We start from the raw sequence: 15,712 nt of genomic DNA, 5'->3' as shown, positions 1-15,712 counted from the left end.
ACCCTCTGCCGCATCACATTTGCGTTATTGAGCCGCGATTTGGTCCAGCAGACGGCCTTCGATGTCCTCAAGGCCCGCGGGAATTGGCGGGAACCATTTGATGTTGGAAATCACCTCCGGCGGGAATGCTTCCTGATAGGCCGCGCGCAACGCCGGGTCGACCAACTCATCCGACCCTTGGGAGGCCGAGAATGATCCCGCCTGATTGACGATCTGCGCGGCGATGTCTGGCCGCATCACAAAATTGATCCACTTGTACGCCGCTGCATCATTCTCGCCCTTGGCCGGAATGGCAAAGGTATCAATCCAGCCCAGCGCCCCGGTCGAAGGCGCCACAAAATTCCACTTTGCATCCTCTCCATTCAACTTGAACCCGGTCGCATCCCAAGCCTCTGCCGCAACAACTTCACCCGAGCGCATCATCGCCAAGAGGTCGTCCGCACCAGTCCAATAGGCTTTTACATTGGCCTTGCATTCACCCATTGCCGTGGCTGCGGCGGTAATGATTTCCGCGTATTTGGCAGGATCGGAATAGGCCGCAAACGGATCTTCGCCCGCCGCAAAAGCAAAGCCTAAAAGCGCTATGCGCTTGGTTCTCATGGAGATTTTACCGGCATAGTCGGCCGAGCAAAGATCGGCATAGGTCTTGATATCCCCCGCCACAGACCGGTCCACCGCAAAACCCGACACCCCCCAGATATGCGCCACGCCATAGGCGGCACCATCCACCGTGGTTGCCGCGACTGAGGCCTCATAGAGATCGCCAATGAATTGCGACTTGTCGATCTGGCTCAGATCAAGCGGCTTGTAGATGCCGAATTCTTGCTGCGGTCCAAGGATACGATCTTGGCTGGGCTGCGCCAGATCAAAGCCTGCGCCCCCTGTGGCGCGCAGCTTGGAAATCATATCTTCGTTGTTCGACAACGTCACTTCGACATCGATTCCGGTTTCCGCTTTGAAAGCCGAAATCACGGATTCAGGGGCATAGCCCCCCCATGTCAAAAGACGCAAGGTCTCTGCCGACCCTGCGGTGCCCAACAGCGCAAAGCTTGCGCTGGTCAGGATTGTTCCTATCAGCTTTCTCATCGTCTACTCCCTGTGTATCGCCCGATTTCCGGGATTGTTTTCCTGCCGAGACGCTAAGTCGTCGCAGTGCGCGCGTCAAGAAACGCTTATCAGACGTCGACCCGTTCAGGAAATCACGCGAATATATCCACACAACGTCCTAAAATGGACTGCTGCGGCATCCTAGAGTGGAGCTTGCTCCCATTCCAATCCGACGCCAGCATAATCAGCAACCACATCTGGAGGCTGACATGCGGATTGCCCGACTTGAGACTTTTACGAACGAATTCGTGGGATTCGTTCGCGCGACGACGGATAGCGGGGCGCAGGGCTGGGGGCAGGTCTCGACTTATAACGCCGACATCACCTGCACGATCTTTCACCGCCAGATCGCGCCACATGCGCTTGGCACCGATGCACTCGATTTTGCCGACACCCTGAACCTGATCTATGAACGTGAGCTGAAATTTCCCGGCAGCTACCTACGCCGCGCCATGACCGGACTCGACACAGCCCTGTGGGACCTGCGGGGCAAGCTTGAGGGGAAACCCGTCGTATCCCTGCTCGGTGGCACGCCGGGAAAGGTGCGCGCCTATGCCAGTTCTATGCGCCGCGACATTAGCCCCGAGGACGAGGCCGCCCGTTTTTGCCGACTGCGCGACGACAAGGGGTTTACCGCGTTCAAATGGCGCGTCGGCGCGGAGGCCGGGCGCAATCACGACGAATGGCCTGGTCGTACCGAGGCAGTTGTGCCAACCGTGTCTCACGCACTTGGGGACGGCATCGACAAGCTCGTGGATGGCAATTCCTGCTATTCCCCCGCCCGCGCCATAGAAGTGGGCAAGCTGCTGCAGGATCATGGCATCGGCCATTTCGAGGAACCCTGCCCCTATTGGGAATACGACCAAACCGCCGCTACACGCGCCGCGCTCCTGCTTGATGTTGCAGGCGGCGAGCAGGATTGCGAATATTCGAGCTGGCAATTGATGCTGGACCGCAAGGCCGTCGATATCGTGCAACCGGATGTGATGTACATGGGGGGCATGCACCGCACCCTTGAGGTTTGCCGGATGGCCGCGCGCGCGGGCCTGCCCGTGACCCCACATGCCGCCAACCTTTCGCTGGTCACCATGTGCACCATGCACCTCTTGCGCGCCATTCCCAATGCCGGAAAATATCTTGAGTTCTCAATCGAGGGGCCGGACTATTACCCATGGCAAGAGGGCCTGTTTCTCGGTGATCCCTACCGGATCGACGAGGGGCACGCCACGGTCACTGACGCCCCCGGATGGGGCGTCGAAATCTCACCTGCTTGGCTAGAGGCCGCAACCTATCAAGTCTCCGAACGTTAGCAGCCCCTGCCTGCCCCGATCTCAGAGGGTCAGGATCGTCGATCCTGTCGTCTGACGCCCTTCCAGCGCGCGGTGCGCATCGGCAACTTTTTCCAGCGGAAAGGTCTGACCGATGTTCACCTTGACCGCGCCGCTCTCAACCTTGGCAAACAGATGCCGCGCCATATCCTGACAGCGTGCATGATCCGCGAGGAACGTGAACAGCGTGGTGCGCGTCAGCTTGAGCGATCCCTTGGCAGCAAGCGTCAGCAGGCTGACCGGCTCGACCGGACCCGAGGCATTTCCAAAGGACATCATCATGCCCAGCGGTTTCAGACAATCAAGCGAAGCTGTGAACGTATCTTTGCCCACCCCGTCCATCACCACGTCAACCCCCTTGCCGTCGGTCAGGGCCTTGACCTCCGCCACGAAATCTCGATCGCGGTAATTGATGCAGGCGCTCGCCCCGTTCTCCAGCGCGAGCCTGCATTTCTCATCCGTGCCCGCGGTGCCGATCAGGGTGATGCCTTCAGAGCGCGCCCATTGGCAGGCGAGCAGGCCCACGCCCCCGGCAGCGGCATGGAACAGCACCGTCTGCCCCGCCTCCAGCGGCCAGACCCGGTGAAAGAGATATTCCACCGTCATCCCTTGCAACATGATCGAGGCCGCATCCTCAAAGGAAATGCCATCCGGCAGCGGGCAGACCTGCGCCGCAGGCATCACGCGCGCCTCGGCGTAGGCCCCCGGTGGGGTCGCGGCATAAGCGGCACGGTCACCGGGTTTGAGGTGCGTCACCCCCTCGCCCACCGCCTCGACTATACCCGCAGCCTCCATACCCAAGGCATGCGGATAGGTCATCGGATAGAGGCCAGTACGCTGGTATACGTCGATGAAATTCAACCCGCAGGCCTTGTGGCGTATCCGAATTTCGCCCGGTCCCGGCTCGCCCACGTCCAGATCGACCAGCTTCAGCTCTTCCGCTCCGCCTGCCTTTTCAATGATAACCGTTCGCGCCATGATTTTGCTCCCTACAATGCCTGTGATGCGACCCTTGGCATCACAGCGGCTTTGCCCGACTAAAGGGCAGCCGACCACGAAAGGCAATCCCAAGCAGGCGTTGGAATGGCCCGCGATCACGACGGGTCGCGCCTGTATCCATCAAAAGAGGTGCAAGACATCATGGCGGATGGTCCTGAATCTCTCTCGAGAAATATAGAAAGCCCAAGCGGTACTCGGAAGCCTGATAGGAACGTGGTAATGAACTGGGACGCACGATAGCCATGAAGGAGGCAGCTTCACGAAGTGAAACCAAGGGTCAGCGACTGCTATTCAAATCTGCAAACGCTCAAGACCTCTTGTGTTGCACCCGGCGACGCGCCTGCAACAGCTCTGAAAATACCTCCTGCCCAAGGCGCGGTCACCACATTAACGCAACGGCTCCATCAGGTCACGCTTGACCCTTCTAGAACTCGATTTCAACATTTGAACTAACTGTCGCCGCCCCATCTTGGCTAATAGACAGCGCGTTTTCAAACGTGCCTTTTCCGTTTACGATTCTCTGCCGGTGGCTGATCTGGCCCGCAATGCTATAGTCCCCCTCGGATCTGCGCTCATAGTCGAGACGATATGCTGTTTCGTCCTTACTGCCGTCATCAGCTTCTAAATATTCAAGATAGCCTCCCAGGCCACAATCAGTATTACCGCCGTCAAGCATAAGGTCACAGAATAGGCGGGGTGCGAAAACAAACTGCCCGCCGACTTTGTCCCAGAAACCCACCCCGTCGCCTGCAAATGAAGGATCGTTCCCAAAGAGGACTTCCGCGGAAAGGCGCACTATTGCTTTATCATCCAATTGAATCGAAGCGTTTTCCTCGTAATTGGGAAGCGAAGCATACTGTGCTGACACTGAAGCATCACCGGCAAAGGCATGCGCAACGTCCAGGCGGATCGCTGGCGCGACAGTCCAGTCATCGAACTTTGTTTCACCACTTAGTCCAACACCGGCAAAGAGAGCTGCATAAAGATAGTCTCCATTCGCTTCGATATCGCTCGAAAGATCAAATTTTAGCTCATAGCGTTTCTGGCCGGCGGAGAGCGCACCGTAGAAGTCGAGAAAAAGACCCGACTCATATCGTTCCGCACCATACACTCCGACATGTCCGCTAAACCCTAGAATTTCACCGGTTGCCGAATGCTGTGAGCTGTCAACCTTCGTCTGGCTTGCCGACGTTCCCCAGAACCAGCCTCGGAGTTGACCGTCCGAAATGAACCGTTCGCGCTGCTCGCCAAAAAACAGATCAAACCGATGTCCCAAATCATCGTTATGGTCATATCTCAGATCGAATTGGCGGATGATCCATAGATCTCGTCCACAATCACGAATTACACGTTCTGAACCCACCTCCGTCGAAAGAGTTGTTCCTTCGATCAGGAAACTCCCGTCTGGATCGAACTCACCTTGGCTGCCGCAATCAGCGTCCAAATCTTCGCCTTCGCGCAGACGTCCCAAACCGGCGGCTGACAAACTGGAAAAACGGGTCAGTTGCGTTCGTACGGTGTCCTCGAGATCCTCTTCCAGGATTTCCCGCACACTCTCTTCGATCTGCGGCAAGATTGGGGCGGGCGCTGCCTGTGCGGGTAGTCTCGTCACCGTGGCATCGCTTCCGGGGCCTACATCGTCGGAGACGTCGCTGACATCATCCTTGCCCGCAGGGCTCGTGCCGGTGGCTGTGGCCTGGTTGGCCAGTTCACCCGCAGCGATATCGGCTTGCGTGATCTCCTGGTAACCCGAGAAGGTCGCAGTATCAGCCTGCCCCGGCACCAGGTCGATCGGGCCGCCGGTCACCACTGCGTCCGGATCATTGATGCCGATGCCGGTCAGCGTCACATTGCCCGTGTTGGTCACATGATAGACGTAATAGATCCGGTCGCCCGGGCTCACCCGCCCGTCGCCGTCCATATCGATCACGCTCGTGCCCGGGATCAGCGGCTGGATTACACCCAGGGGCGCGATGTCTTCCAGAAGCACCAGTTCCAGCGCCGGTGTCGGGGGCGGCGCCGCGATGACCGTCGTGTCATCCTCGGTGTTGCCGTCGCTATCGTCGCCATTGTCCGTTACGTCTTCGACCGGCGTACCTCCGCCCGAGGGCGTCCCTGCCACCCGCGCGCTGTTGCTCAGCCCACCCGCGTCCACATCGGCCTGCGCCACCGTGTAGGACCCGGTGAACACCGCGCTTCCACCCGGGGCCAAGGTCGTCGAATCGCCGGTGGTGAAATCACCCGCGCCAAAGGCGTTCGCCGGGGCCGATCCATCCGCCCGCAACAGCGTGTCCTGCGCAACCGTCACCCCGGTCAACGTCACGTTGCCTGTGTTGGTCGCCGTGATCGTATAGACCAGCACATCCCCCGCGCTCAAACCGCCCGAGCTGTCGCGGTCGTCCAGCACAACCGTCTTCTCGCCCGTGATCTCGGGGGAATTCGGAACGAACTCAACGGTGGCGTCGTCATTGATTTCGGCGGCGGGATTGCCGCCAGCCCCATCCGCGTCAAGCGTTCCGGTCAGAATTGCGGTTTCGCCCGTGGTAGAAGATTGCAGCAACTGCGTGTAAGTACCGTCACCGTTGTCCTGTAGCGATCCAATCAGAACGCCGGCCGATGTTGCAAGGGTCACCGGAAAACCACCGATCGTGATGTTGTTTCCGTTAACGTCCTTCAACTGGATCGTTACAAGAGTCGTTGTCACCCCATCAGCATCTATCTGGATGTCCGCTGCGGTGATTGTCGACGTCAACGGTGATGGTTCCGTTCCGGGCGTGGAGCTAGCCAGGTAAGCATTCAGCGCATCAAGAAGCCCAGCGGTGGCGGCGTTGCCGCTCACACTGGGTTCGGCGGCCCCAACAGCAGTGTCCTGATACGCCCGTGGAGAGCCGATAAACTGGAACACATAGGTTTTCGACAAACCCGTTGAGAGCGGATAACCAGAACCGTCCGCCGGATCTGCGATCGGATTGCCTGCTGAATCAGTCCCGATCAGGCCAATCCCATAGACGCTGCTGCCTTGCGTGTCCCGCCAGTTCACGGCGGCTGCAAAGGAAGAAGTGCTGCCGTTTGTATAAAGCATAGTTACGTCGACAACGAAGTCGTTACCTTGCGACCCACCAAACTGTCCGTTGTCGGTCAATTGGGAAATTACGGCAGACTGGATGCCCAGAGTGGCGAAAGTTTGGGCTTGGGTTGGCGCATGAGCTTGGTTCGCATACTCTCCAAGGAAACCATCTTCGAACCCGACGCTGACGCGGGTCTGCTGGGCTGTCGCGCCTCCCCCAGTCAGGAGCCAGAAGCATGTGATTACAAGAATTTTCGCGAAAAGCGCTCGGAGAGAGGAAACGGTTTCTGAAGTCATGGGGTAGGATCCAATTGTTATCGGGATAGCTGCAGCGTTCGTCTGAGGTCATGGTGTGCTGTGGAGATGCGTTGGATTGGACGCGGCATTATCACCCTCGGAAGCCTGACTGTGGTCAGACGAATCGATTAGTGCAGCAACCCGTTCGTGCGCACTTCGACTTCATTCCAAACCTCTCACAATCGTACATCGGAAGATCAGTCGGGACATCGCCACAGAATCGAGGGCAACCTCGAATACAAGCACTTTACAAGTGGACCTGTTAGCCGTTACTCGCACACAGTTTCATGCGGAGGGGCAGCATCGATGACATCCAAGCTTTCTGCTGCGATACGGGCAGGCCTACACCAAAAAGGCATGAGCCAAAGTGGTCTCGCAGAGAACATTGGTGTATCTAACAACACCGTCACCTCTTGGGTCAAAGACCGGCATCTGCCTGACAAGGAAAGTCTGACGGAACTCAAGCGCTTTTTTGATTGGCGAGAAGGTAAGATCGTCGAACTACTGGAAGACTGGTTCGGAAACAGCCATGGGGAAAAGAACTATCGCATTGCGGGCCATGAATTTGTGGCGTCCAAATACAATGGTGACTACGAAGCCTTCTTGACCGACTTAATTGCGTTGGATGAGGCGACAATCGCAGGCATCTGTTCTGAACATGAAGGGACGCCTCAGCAGTGGGCCCCAATATTCTTTCACAGCCCCTATACTTGGCGAATAATTGTCAATGGAGATGAAATTGTCGGATATTGGCAGTTCGTGTGCGTGAAAGACACCTTCTACAAAGCTATCCTGGAAGGCTCGATTGTAGACTCTGAAATCTTTGTCGAGATGCTCGATTTCCCTGTGGTTGAGGGGCGTTACAAAGCATATATGCCGATCATTGCGGTACGTTCCCAAGATCGGGGGGCCACGACGCTCAACTTGCTGTTATCTGCGCTGAGCAAGACTTTGAGCGACCTTGCCAAGAACGATATCCTGATTGAGGATTGCTGCGCGACCGCCTTCTCTTTCGAAGGTAAGCGTCTGTGTGAGTTGATCGGAATGGAACACGTGCATCGCCATCCACGTGCTCCCTCAGAAGGATTGGCCGATGTGTTCAGGATCACCGGGCCTAGCGTTGCCAATTCATTTTGGGGGAAGAAAAGCCCTGTAATCCGTGAAAAATACCGCGCCGGCTTTATGTGACGGGGTGGTGTCAGACGGATGACAACTAGGGCCTGTTGACACTTAATCAGGGAGAGTGGCAAGAAGTTGGGGGTCATGCAGCATTTCGGCCGCACAACACGCTGAGCCTTCCATCGAGCACGGCCGCCCTTGTCCGCGGCCCAAGCATTTGCCTGCCTGTCCAGCATCCGATTGGCGAACTCGGGTGCCCTTTACGCGATCTTTAACATCTGAGGGCACATTTACCCGCCGACAATACAGGTTTCCGGCTCAGGATGGATTCGGCATCGCAAGACCCATGATGTACCACCTCTATGTACCGGTTGAGGCGGATCAGGTCCTTAAATATCAATACATTAGCAAGATCAAGAGGTTGGGATGGTGGGTGATGAGAGACTCGAACTCCCGACATCTTCGGTGTAAACGAAGCGCTCTACCAACTGAGCTAATCACCCGTGCCGCGCGTGATAGCCAAGCCGTTCCGCCTGCGCAAGAGGCTTTGCGCAATCGAACGCAAATCAGCGCTGGTTTAATCAACACTGGCCCTACGCGCGAACCTGTTGGCTCAAGAAGGCGTGAGATTTAGCCACCCACGGTGGCTGCGCTCCGACCATCTCCCCGCTGGCTCGCGGAGGGCTCGCCTTGGCGCATCCAAGCTTGGGCAGGCCCATGGTAAAAGGCCAACCCAGAGAGGGGCTAACAAGGCACCTCCACCTCGTCAGCCCGCTCTCCTGTGCGGATCAGACCCTAATCTTACCTTTGGCCAAGAGGTTATAGATCGCACCCCCGAGCACCGCACCAATCACCCAGTTGTAACCGGAAAGGAACCCGAACCACGGCACCCAAACGGTTGCCACAGAGAAAATCGCAGCCAGCGCAAAGGCGGTGACCGCCGTCCGGTTCCACCCATTCTCATAATGATAGCGACCGGCCTGCACGTCATAAAGATCGTCGAGATCAAGATGCCCTTTGCGATGAACATAGTAGTCCACGATCATGATGCCAAAGATCGGCGCAAGTGTGGCCCCGAGCGTATTGACGAAACCGCCAATGCCGAATTCGCTGATAAAGCTGGTCCAGAGCCCGCCGATGATCAACGCAAAAACCGAGGTGATAAGCCCGGCCTTGCGAAAGCTGATCTTGCCGGGGGCAAGGTTGGCGATGCCGTTCACCGCTGGGATGAAATTGGCGACCAGATTGATGCCAACGGTTGCGGCAAAGAAGGTAATCGCCGCGATGACGCCCAAAAGAACAGAGTCGGTGCGTTCCACAATCTCACTCGGGTTGGTGATTTCCTCGCCGAACACCACCGCCGCCCCAGCCGTGGTCAAAAGCGCCAGCGCCGAGAACAGGATCATATTGAGCGGCAAGCCGGTGAGGTTGCCCAAGAGCATGGTCGGCTTGTCCTTGGCATAGCGGGAAAAGTCGCTGAAATTGATCATCACCGCCGCGAAATAGGCCACCATAGTGCCGACGATGGCAACAAAGCCGTTGAATTCGCTGGCAAAGGTTGCGTCCGGATTGGCAAATATGGTGCCCGCAGCGGACAATAGCTGTCCGTCAGAGCGTTGCCAGAGCACGATGACGAGACCGATCATCACCAGATAAACGAATGGCCCCGCGATGTTGAGAAAGGTCTCGACCCAGTTCATGCCGCGCCAGAAGATCACAATGTGAAAGGCCCAGACGATCACGAATGACACCCAGTCGATGCCCGTCAACCCAAGGATCTCCGCGCCGCCGCTCGCCCCGGTGATCGACCGGATCAGAAGCGCGACAGCCGTCGAGGCGAAATAGACCTGAACACCGTACCAGAACACCGCCACCGTCGCGCGCAGGATCGCAGGCAGTTTTGCACCGCTGGTGCCAAGGCTGGCACGCGCCAGCACCGGATAGGGGATGCCATATTTCTCGCCTGCAGCCCCCGAGAGGTTGACCATCCACATGGTAAAGAGCCCGGCTGCGATGAGGGCGGCAAAAGCGGTCCAGCCGCTAACCCCGTAAGAGATAAAGAGCGAGGCCACCAGCGAGTAGCCAAAGAGCGACTGCACATCATTCGCCCAGACGTTGAAGATGGCGAACCAGCCCCATGTTTTCTCATCCGCCCCGACCGGGTTGAGGGTATTGCCCTCGGGGTCCATCGTATTGCCTTTGGGCACATGCCCGTGTTCGATTGCTGTCATTTTTTCCTCCCTGACCGATCGAATTCTAGATTATCCGTGACGTTTCATCTGGCCCTAAATACCTCGGGGGTGTGGGGGCAGCGCCCCCACACGGAGGCTCAGAGTGTCATATGCCGGTTCACATCCTTGTAGAGCAGATAGCGAAACGGCCCCGGCCCGCCCGCGTAACAGGCCTGCGGACAAAAGGCGCGCAGCCACATGAAATCGCCCGCTTCGACCTCGACCCAATCCTGATTGAGCCGATAGACAGCCTTGCCCTCCAGCACATATAGCCCGTGTTCCATCACATGGGTCTCAGCAAAGGGGATCACCGCGCCGGGTTGGAAGGTGACGACCGTCACATGCATGTCGTGGCGCAGGTCGGCAGGGTCCATGAAACGCGTCGTGGCCCAACCGCCATCGGTGTCGGGCATCGGCACCGGGGCGATGTCGTTTTCATTTACGACCATGGCCGGAGGGTGATCGAGACCGGCGACCGCCTGATACGCCTTGCGCAGCCAGTGGAACCTGACAGGGGTCTCACCGGCGTTGTGCAGCGTCCACACGGTTCCCGGCGGGATAAAGGCAAAACCGCCCTCGGTCATGTCATACGCCTGCCCCTCAATGGTCAGCCGCAGCGCGCCTTCGACAACAAAAAGCGCCGCCTCGACGCCCTCCTCGGTCTCGGGGTGGTCTGATCCGCCGCCCGGCAGCACCTCGGCGATATATTGCGAGAAAGTCTCGGCAAAGCCCGAGAGGGGCCGCGCCAGAACCCAGAACCGCGCCTTGTCCCAGAAGGGCAGATAGCTCGTTACGATGTCGCTCATGGTGCCACGCGGGATGACGGCATAGGCCTCGGTAAAGGCGGCGCGTCCGGTCAAAAGCTGGGTTTGCGGCGGCAGGCCCCCTTTGGGGGCGTAATAGCTGCGCTGAGTCATGGGCGCGGTCCTTTCACGGTCAGAGGCTGGTCAAAATGGACTTCTTCTAGATTGTCGCCGGGGCCGATCCGGTCGATCACGGCATAACGCCCGGCACGCCCGATGGGGGCCAGTACGCCGTGCCAGACATTACGCAGGAGATTGACCGCCTGCCCCGGCTGGCTCAGATAAGCGCGCAGGGCGGCGGGGCGATCGCCCTCATCCCCAGCCACGCAAAGCAGCATCGGCACCCCGTCGAGCGGCACAAAAGCCTGAGAGCCCATCGGATGCCGCTCCATCAGGTCGAGCGTATAGGGCAGATACCGCGCCTTGGCCTCAAACAGGCTGATCCCGGCGCGCCCCTCCAGAAACTCGAGCCGGGCCCGGTCGTGAAAGCGCCCACAAAGACCTGCGTTGATCATCCGGTCGGGCGCGCCCGCCACTTCGAGCACATCACCGTAAGGGGCAAAGGCCTGCGCGGTCAGCGGCTCAGCCACGATGCACGCGCCGCTCATGGCAAGAGCGCCTGCAACCGGGGCAGGGTGTCAGCCTCAAGCTGCGCGCAGCTGAGAGGGCCGCGCTCTGACGGTGTGGCCTGTCGCAGCGCACGGCTGAAGGCATTGAGCAACCCCACCGCGCTGTCATGGGCCGGGCCAAGCTCCATCTGCCATGCGCGGTCCGCGATCCACGGGGCGGGGAGCAGCGGGCCGAACACCTCGGCAAAGCGGGCGCGGTCCATCTGGCTGGGCCGCTCGCGGCGGCCGTGCGGATGGGTGTTCGCCCAGTGTTCTGCAATGTCGATCCGGCGCGGGCACCATACGTTTGCATGGCTCTGAACATGCTCGAGGAAACGGCGCAGGCCCGCGATCTTGCCGGGGCGGCCAATGAGGCGGCAATGCAGGCCCACGGTCATCATCTTGGGCGCGCCCGCCTGCCCCTCGGCATAGAGCGTATCAAAGGTGTCGGTCAGGTAGGATTCGAAATCGCCGCCGGTCACCCAACCGGGCGAGGCGGCAAAGCGCATGTCGTTACATTCGAGCGTGTAGGGGATCAACAGCTGATCGCGCGCTCCGAACTCATGCCAATGCGGCAGGTCGTCATCATAGCAATCCGAGATATAGTCGAACCCGCCCTCTTCGGCGACAAGACGCACGGTGTTGACGCTGCACCGCCCCGTATACCAGCCGCGCGGACGTTCTCCGACAACCTCGGTGTGCAGGCGCACTGCCTCGGCAATCGCGGCGCGTTCCTCGGCCTCGGGCATGTCCTTATGCTCGACCCATTTCAGCCCGTGACTGGCAATCTCCCAATCGGCTGTTTGCATCGCGGCCACCTGTTCGGGGCTGCGCGCCAGTGCCGAGGCAACTCCGTAAATCGTCAGCGGTATCTCTGCCCCGGTAAAGAGGCGATAGAGCCGCCAGAATCCGGCGCGCGCTCCATAGTCGTAGACTGACTCCATGTTCCAATGGCGTTGTCCGGGCCATGGGGCCGCCCCCGGAATATCTGACAGAAACGCCTCTGAGGCGGCATCACCATGCAACAGGCAATTCTCGCCGCCCTCTTCGTAATTCAGTACGAATTGCACCGCGATCTTTGCCCCACCGGGCCATTTGGGGTCAGGGGTTTGGGGGCCATAGCCACGCAGGTCTCTGGGATAGCGGGTCATCACTGCACCTTTGGGTCGGGTTTGTTCAGGAAAATCGTGCGGCAGAGGGCGCGTGACGCCCCCTGCTCAGGTCTGGTCCGCCTCAGCGGTCGAGGAACCGGCGCGCGGCGGGCAGATGCTGCATCAGCAAGTAGTAGGTTACACCCGCCGGGATCAGGCTGGCATACCATGACACCGCCGAGAAGGTCAGCGCCGCGACCACACCCACCGCCATGGCAATCAGGGCGGCGGGGTTATAGCCCGCATAATCGCCGGTCTCGTCATAGAGTTTATCAAGATCGAGCGTCTGACGGCGCAGCACATAGTAATCCACCACGAGGATCGCAAAGATCGGCCCCAGGAAGGCGCTATAGGTCTGGATAAAGAGGTTTAGACCGGCAGCGGATTCGTTCTTGACCAATTCCCAAGGGAAGGTGGCAAAGGCCAGCAGACCGACCAGCACGGCAGAGGTCTTGTAGCTCAGCTTGAACACATCCATCAGCGCATAGGCGGGTGGCACGACATTGTTGAGAATGTTCGTCGTCACCTGCGCAAAAGCGATGAACAGCAATGTGATGACGAGCAAGAGCTTGTTATCGACCGCGTTCGAGAAGACGCGGATCGGATCGACCTCGCCGGTGGCACTCGACACCATGAGGCCGATCAGCCCCATGAAGAGCGTCGCAGGCAGGATCGAGTTGGCGTAGATCACCACTTGGCGCACCCGCCCGACATCCTGCCGCAATTCTCGGCTGTAGTCCGAGACGTTCAGCATCATCGTGGCATAGATGCCAAGAAAGAGCATGGTCGCCCCCCAGAACGGCGCACCCCATGTGCCCTCGACATTGATCAAGTTGGTGCTGATCTCGTCGCCATATTTACCAATAACAGAGGTGAACATGTAGATCAGCGCGCCGATGATGAACACAGACCCGATGTTTTCCAGCCACTTGATGCCGTGGAACCCCAGCACTGACAGCATGATCTGCAGCGCCTGAAACCCGACAAAGAACACAACGATATTGGAATAGCCAAACAGTGTCTCGCTCACCAGATTGAGCGCGCCTGCGCCAATCCAGCTTTGAAATCCGAACCAGACAAGCGCGGGGACAGAGCGCACCAGCGCCGGAACGCGCGCGCCCGAAAACCCAAAGGCCGAGCGCAATTGCACCATCATCGGGATGCCGTATTTATGGCCTGCCGCCCCGTTGATCATCAGCGCAAGGCCAATCACCGTGCAGCCGATGGCGATGGCCAGAAACACCTGTAGCAGATTGAGCGTGCCCACAAGGCCCGAACCGATGGTGAAGGTGCCGATCGACACACACCCACCCAGCCACGCAAAGAGATAGGACCACGGGTCCATGATCCGCGTTTTCTGTGGGGCCAGCGATTCCTCGCCCAGACCCTTGTGTTCGATCACCTCGGGCATATGCCTCTCATGCGGTATAGCGGCCCCGTTTGTATCGGAAATTGTCATGTCTCTCCTCCCTGAGATGCATTATTTCGGGTTTGGTGGCGCGTAGGCGCCGATCTTGCTGGTTTTCAGCCCCGCCCCGATCAGGGCTTCGGCGAATTTTGTGGCCACCGTCACGCCGTCGATGACGGGAATACCGGTCTCTTCCGTCAGCCATGCGGCAAGGTCGGCCATGCCGGCACAGCCCAGAACCACGGCCTCGCAACGATCCTCCTCGATCGCCCTGAGGATTTCGGCGCGCACCAATTGGCGGGCATTCGATCCGGGCTCTTCCAGCGCCAGAACCGGAATGGCGGCCGAGCGCACGCGGCGGCATTGATGATCCAGCCCGTAGCGGCGCACCAACTCCTCGATGATCGGTACCGAGCGCGGCAGCGTCGTCACCACGCTGAAGGAGGTGGCGATCATACTTGCGGCCTTAACTGCGGCCTCACAGATCCCAATCACCGGACCCGTTGCAATCTCGCGGCACGCCCCTATGCCGGGATCGTCAAAGCAGGCCACAACAATGGCATCGGCCTCCTGCGCCTCGGCCTCACGGACCTGCGCCAGCAGGCGCGGCACCGCCATCGCCTCATCGTAATGCCCTTCAATGCTGGCCGGTGCCCCCACTCCCGAGCGCGCCTCAATCACGACACCGGGCGCCGTGACCGCCCGCGCAGAGGCGGCGATCTTGTCGGTCATGCTCGTGGTAGAGTTGGGGTTGATGACAAAGATTTTCATAAGCTCCTCCACTTGAATTTCCATTTTATTAACACAAATTGTTAACAATTTAAATAGACAATTTTTATGGTCGATTCCGATCATCAAAAATGGCACTTTCCGAGAAACAACGCAGGGAGCCCGAATATGTCCGAAACGCCCGAAAATGTGCTCGTCGAGCATGTGCTGGACGCCATATCGGACCAGCGGCTTCGGGCCGGAACGAAACTGGGCGAACAGGCACTCAGCGATCTTTTTTCCTGCAATCGCGCGCATGTACGCCGCGCGCTTGCGACCTTGGCCGCGTATCAGGTGGTTGATTTGATCCCGAACCGGGGGGCCTTTGTCTCGACCCCTTCAGAGGATGAGGCCCGCGACGTGTTTCAGGCACGCCGGGCCATAGAGGCGACGATCATCCGCAACGTGGTGCGGCGTGCCAACGAGGCAGATATCGACAGCTTGCGGGCGCATCTGGCAGCCGAAGACCAGATCAGGCAACAAAATGATCGCCCCAAGGCGATTCGCGCCTCGCGCGCCTTTCATATGCTGCTGGCCCAGATCGGGCGCAATTCGGTCTTGGAACATTACCTAGCGGAATTGACCATGCGCACCTCGCTGATCATCGGGCTCTATGGCTCGAACAATTCCAGCCAATGCTCTGACGACGAACATGCACGCATCGTCCAGAGCATTGCCGACCGTGACGAGATCACCGCGCAAGAGATGGTGGATCGCCACCTACGGCACATCGAAGGCGAGATCGAGTTTGGCCAAGAGGCTCCGAGGGTAGGACCGCTGTCAATGATCTTTCCCCCGGACCGCGCGGCGGGGTGACACCTGCAAA

11 protein-coding genes, 1 tRNA gene and 1 pseudogene are annotated in these 15,712 nt (G+C 58.8%); 3 read left to right on the top strand and 10 right to left on the bottom strand.

Annotated features, from left to right (window positions below; translation table 11 throughout):
• Nucleotides 1-24 precede the first annotated feature (24 nt).
• Nucleotides 25-1,086: an extracellular solute-binding protein gene (locus tag ACN0SW_RS10180; protein WP_417727815.1), complete on the bottom strand. Its 1,062-nt coding sequence runs from the start codon at nt 1,084-1,086 to the stop codon at nt 25-27.
• A 230-nt stretch (nt 1,087-1,316) separates the two neighbouring features.
• Between ACN0SW_RS10180 and ACN0SW_RS10175 the strand changes: the two genes are divergently transcribed.
• Nucleotides 1,317-2,417, top strand: a complete 1,101-nt coding sequence (locus tag ACN0SW_RS10175) for a mandelate racemase/muconate lactonizing enzyme family protein (protein WP_417727814.1) — start codon at nt 1,317-1,319, stop codon at nt 2,415-2,417.
• A 21-nt stretch (nt 2,418-2,438) separates the two neighbouring features.
• On the opposite strand, the gene ACN0SW_RS10170 is transcribed toward ACN0SW_RS10175, so the two are convergent.
• Together ACN0SW_RS10170 and ACN0SW_RS10165 are read right to left on the bottom strand one after the other, a co-directional pair.
• Nucleotides 2,439-3,413, bottom strand: a complete 975-nt coding sequence (locus ACN0SW_RS10170; protein WP_417727813.1) for a quinone oxidoreductase family protein — start codon at nt 3,411-3,413, stop codon at nt 2,439-2,441.
• Between the two features lie 445 nt (nt 3,414-3,858).
• Nucleotides 3,859-6,798, bottom strand: a complete 2,940-nt coding sequence (locus ACN0SW_RS10165) for an invasin domain 3-containing protein (RefSeq protein ID WP_417727812.1) — start codon at nt 6,796-6,798, stop codon at nt 3,859-3,861.
• A gap of 306 nt (nt 6,799-7,104) precedes the next feature.
• On the opposite strand from ACN0SW_RS10165, the gene ACN0SW_RS10160 reads away from it, so the two are divergent.
• The gene (locus ACN0SW_RS10160; protein WP_417727811.1) at nt 7,105-7,986 is read left to right on the top strand and encodes a helix-turn-helix transcriptional regulator; all 882 of its coding nucleotides are present in this window, start codon (nt 7,105-7,107) and stop codon (nt 7,984-7,986) included.
• A gap of 358 nt (nt 7,987-8,344) precedes the next feature.
• On the opposite strand, the gene ACN0SW_RS10155 is transcribed toward ACN0SW_RS10160, so the two are convergent.
• From ACN0SW_RS10155 to ACN0SW_RS10125, 7 genes and pseudogenes are all read right to left on the bottom strand, one after another.
• Nucleotides 8,345-8,420 (bottom strand) — tRNA-Val (locus ACN0SW_RS10155).
• Between the two features lie 285 nt (nt 8,421-8,705).
• Nucleotides 8,706-10,148, bottom strand: a complete 1,443-nt coding sequence (locus ACN0SW_RS10150; RefSeq protein ID WP_417727810.1) for an NCS1 family nucleobase:cation symporter-1 — start codon at nt 10,146-10,148, stop codon at nt 8,706-8,708.
• Between the two features lie 98 nt (nt 10,149-10,246).
• Nucleotides 10,247-11,065 (bottom strand): bifunctional allantoicase/(S)-ureidoglycine aminohydrolase, encoded by an 819-nt coding sequence (locus ACN0SW_RS10145; RefSeq protein ID WP_417727809.1) that lies wholly within the window; start codon nt 11,063-11,065, stop codon nt 10,247-10,249.
• On the bottom strand, nt 11,062-11,559 hold the full coding sequence (locus tag ACN0SW_RS10140; protein WP_417727808.1) for an ureidoglycolate lyase: 498 nt from the start codon (nt 11,557-11,559) through the stop codon (nt 11,062-11,064). The genes ACN0SW_RS10145 and ACN0SW_RS10140 overlap by 4 nt, the downstream gene beginning before the upstream one ends.
• A gap of 62 nt (nt 11,560-11,621) precedes the next feature.
• Nucleotides 11,622-12,710, bottom strand: a pseudogene (gene puuE / locus ACN0SW_RS10135) (allantoinase PuuE); the annotation flags it as partial.
• Between the two features lie 82 nt (nt 12,711-12,792).
• Entirely contained in the window at nt 12,793-14,169 is a 1,377-nt protein-coding gene (locus tag ACN0SW_RS10130) for an NCS1 family transporter (RefSeq protein ID WP_417727807.1), read from the bottom strand.
• A 21-nt stretch (nt 14,170-14,190) separates the two neighbouring features.
• The gene (locus ACN0SW_RS10125) at nt 14,191-14,889 is read right to left on the bottom strand and encodes an aspartate/glutamate racemase family protein (protein ID WP_417727806.1); all 699 of its coding nucleotides are present in this window, start codon (nt 14,887-14,889) and stop codon (nt 14,191-14,193) included.
• A gap of 126 nt (nt 14,890-15,015) precedes the next feature.
• Here ACN0SW_RS10125 and ACN0SW_RS10120 point away from each other — a divergent pair, with 126 nt between their 5' ends.
• Nucleotides 15,016-15,702, top strand: a complete 687-nt coding sequence (locus ACN0SW_RS10120; protein ID WP_417727805.1) for a GntR family transcriptional regulator — start codon at nt 15,016-15,018, stop codon at nt 15,700-15,702.
• Nucleotides 15,703-15,712 lie beyond the last annotated feature (10 nt).

Origin of the sequence: Roseovarius sp., assembly GCF_048262375.1 — a bacterium.
GTDB lineage: Bacteria > Pseudomonadota > Alphaproteobacteria > Rhodobacterales > Rhodobacteraceae > Roseovarius.
This window is presented reverse-complemented; position numbering and strand designations above follow the sequence as displayed.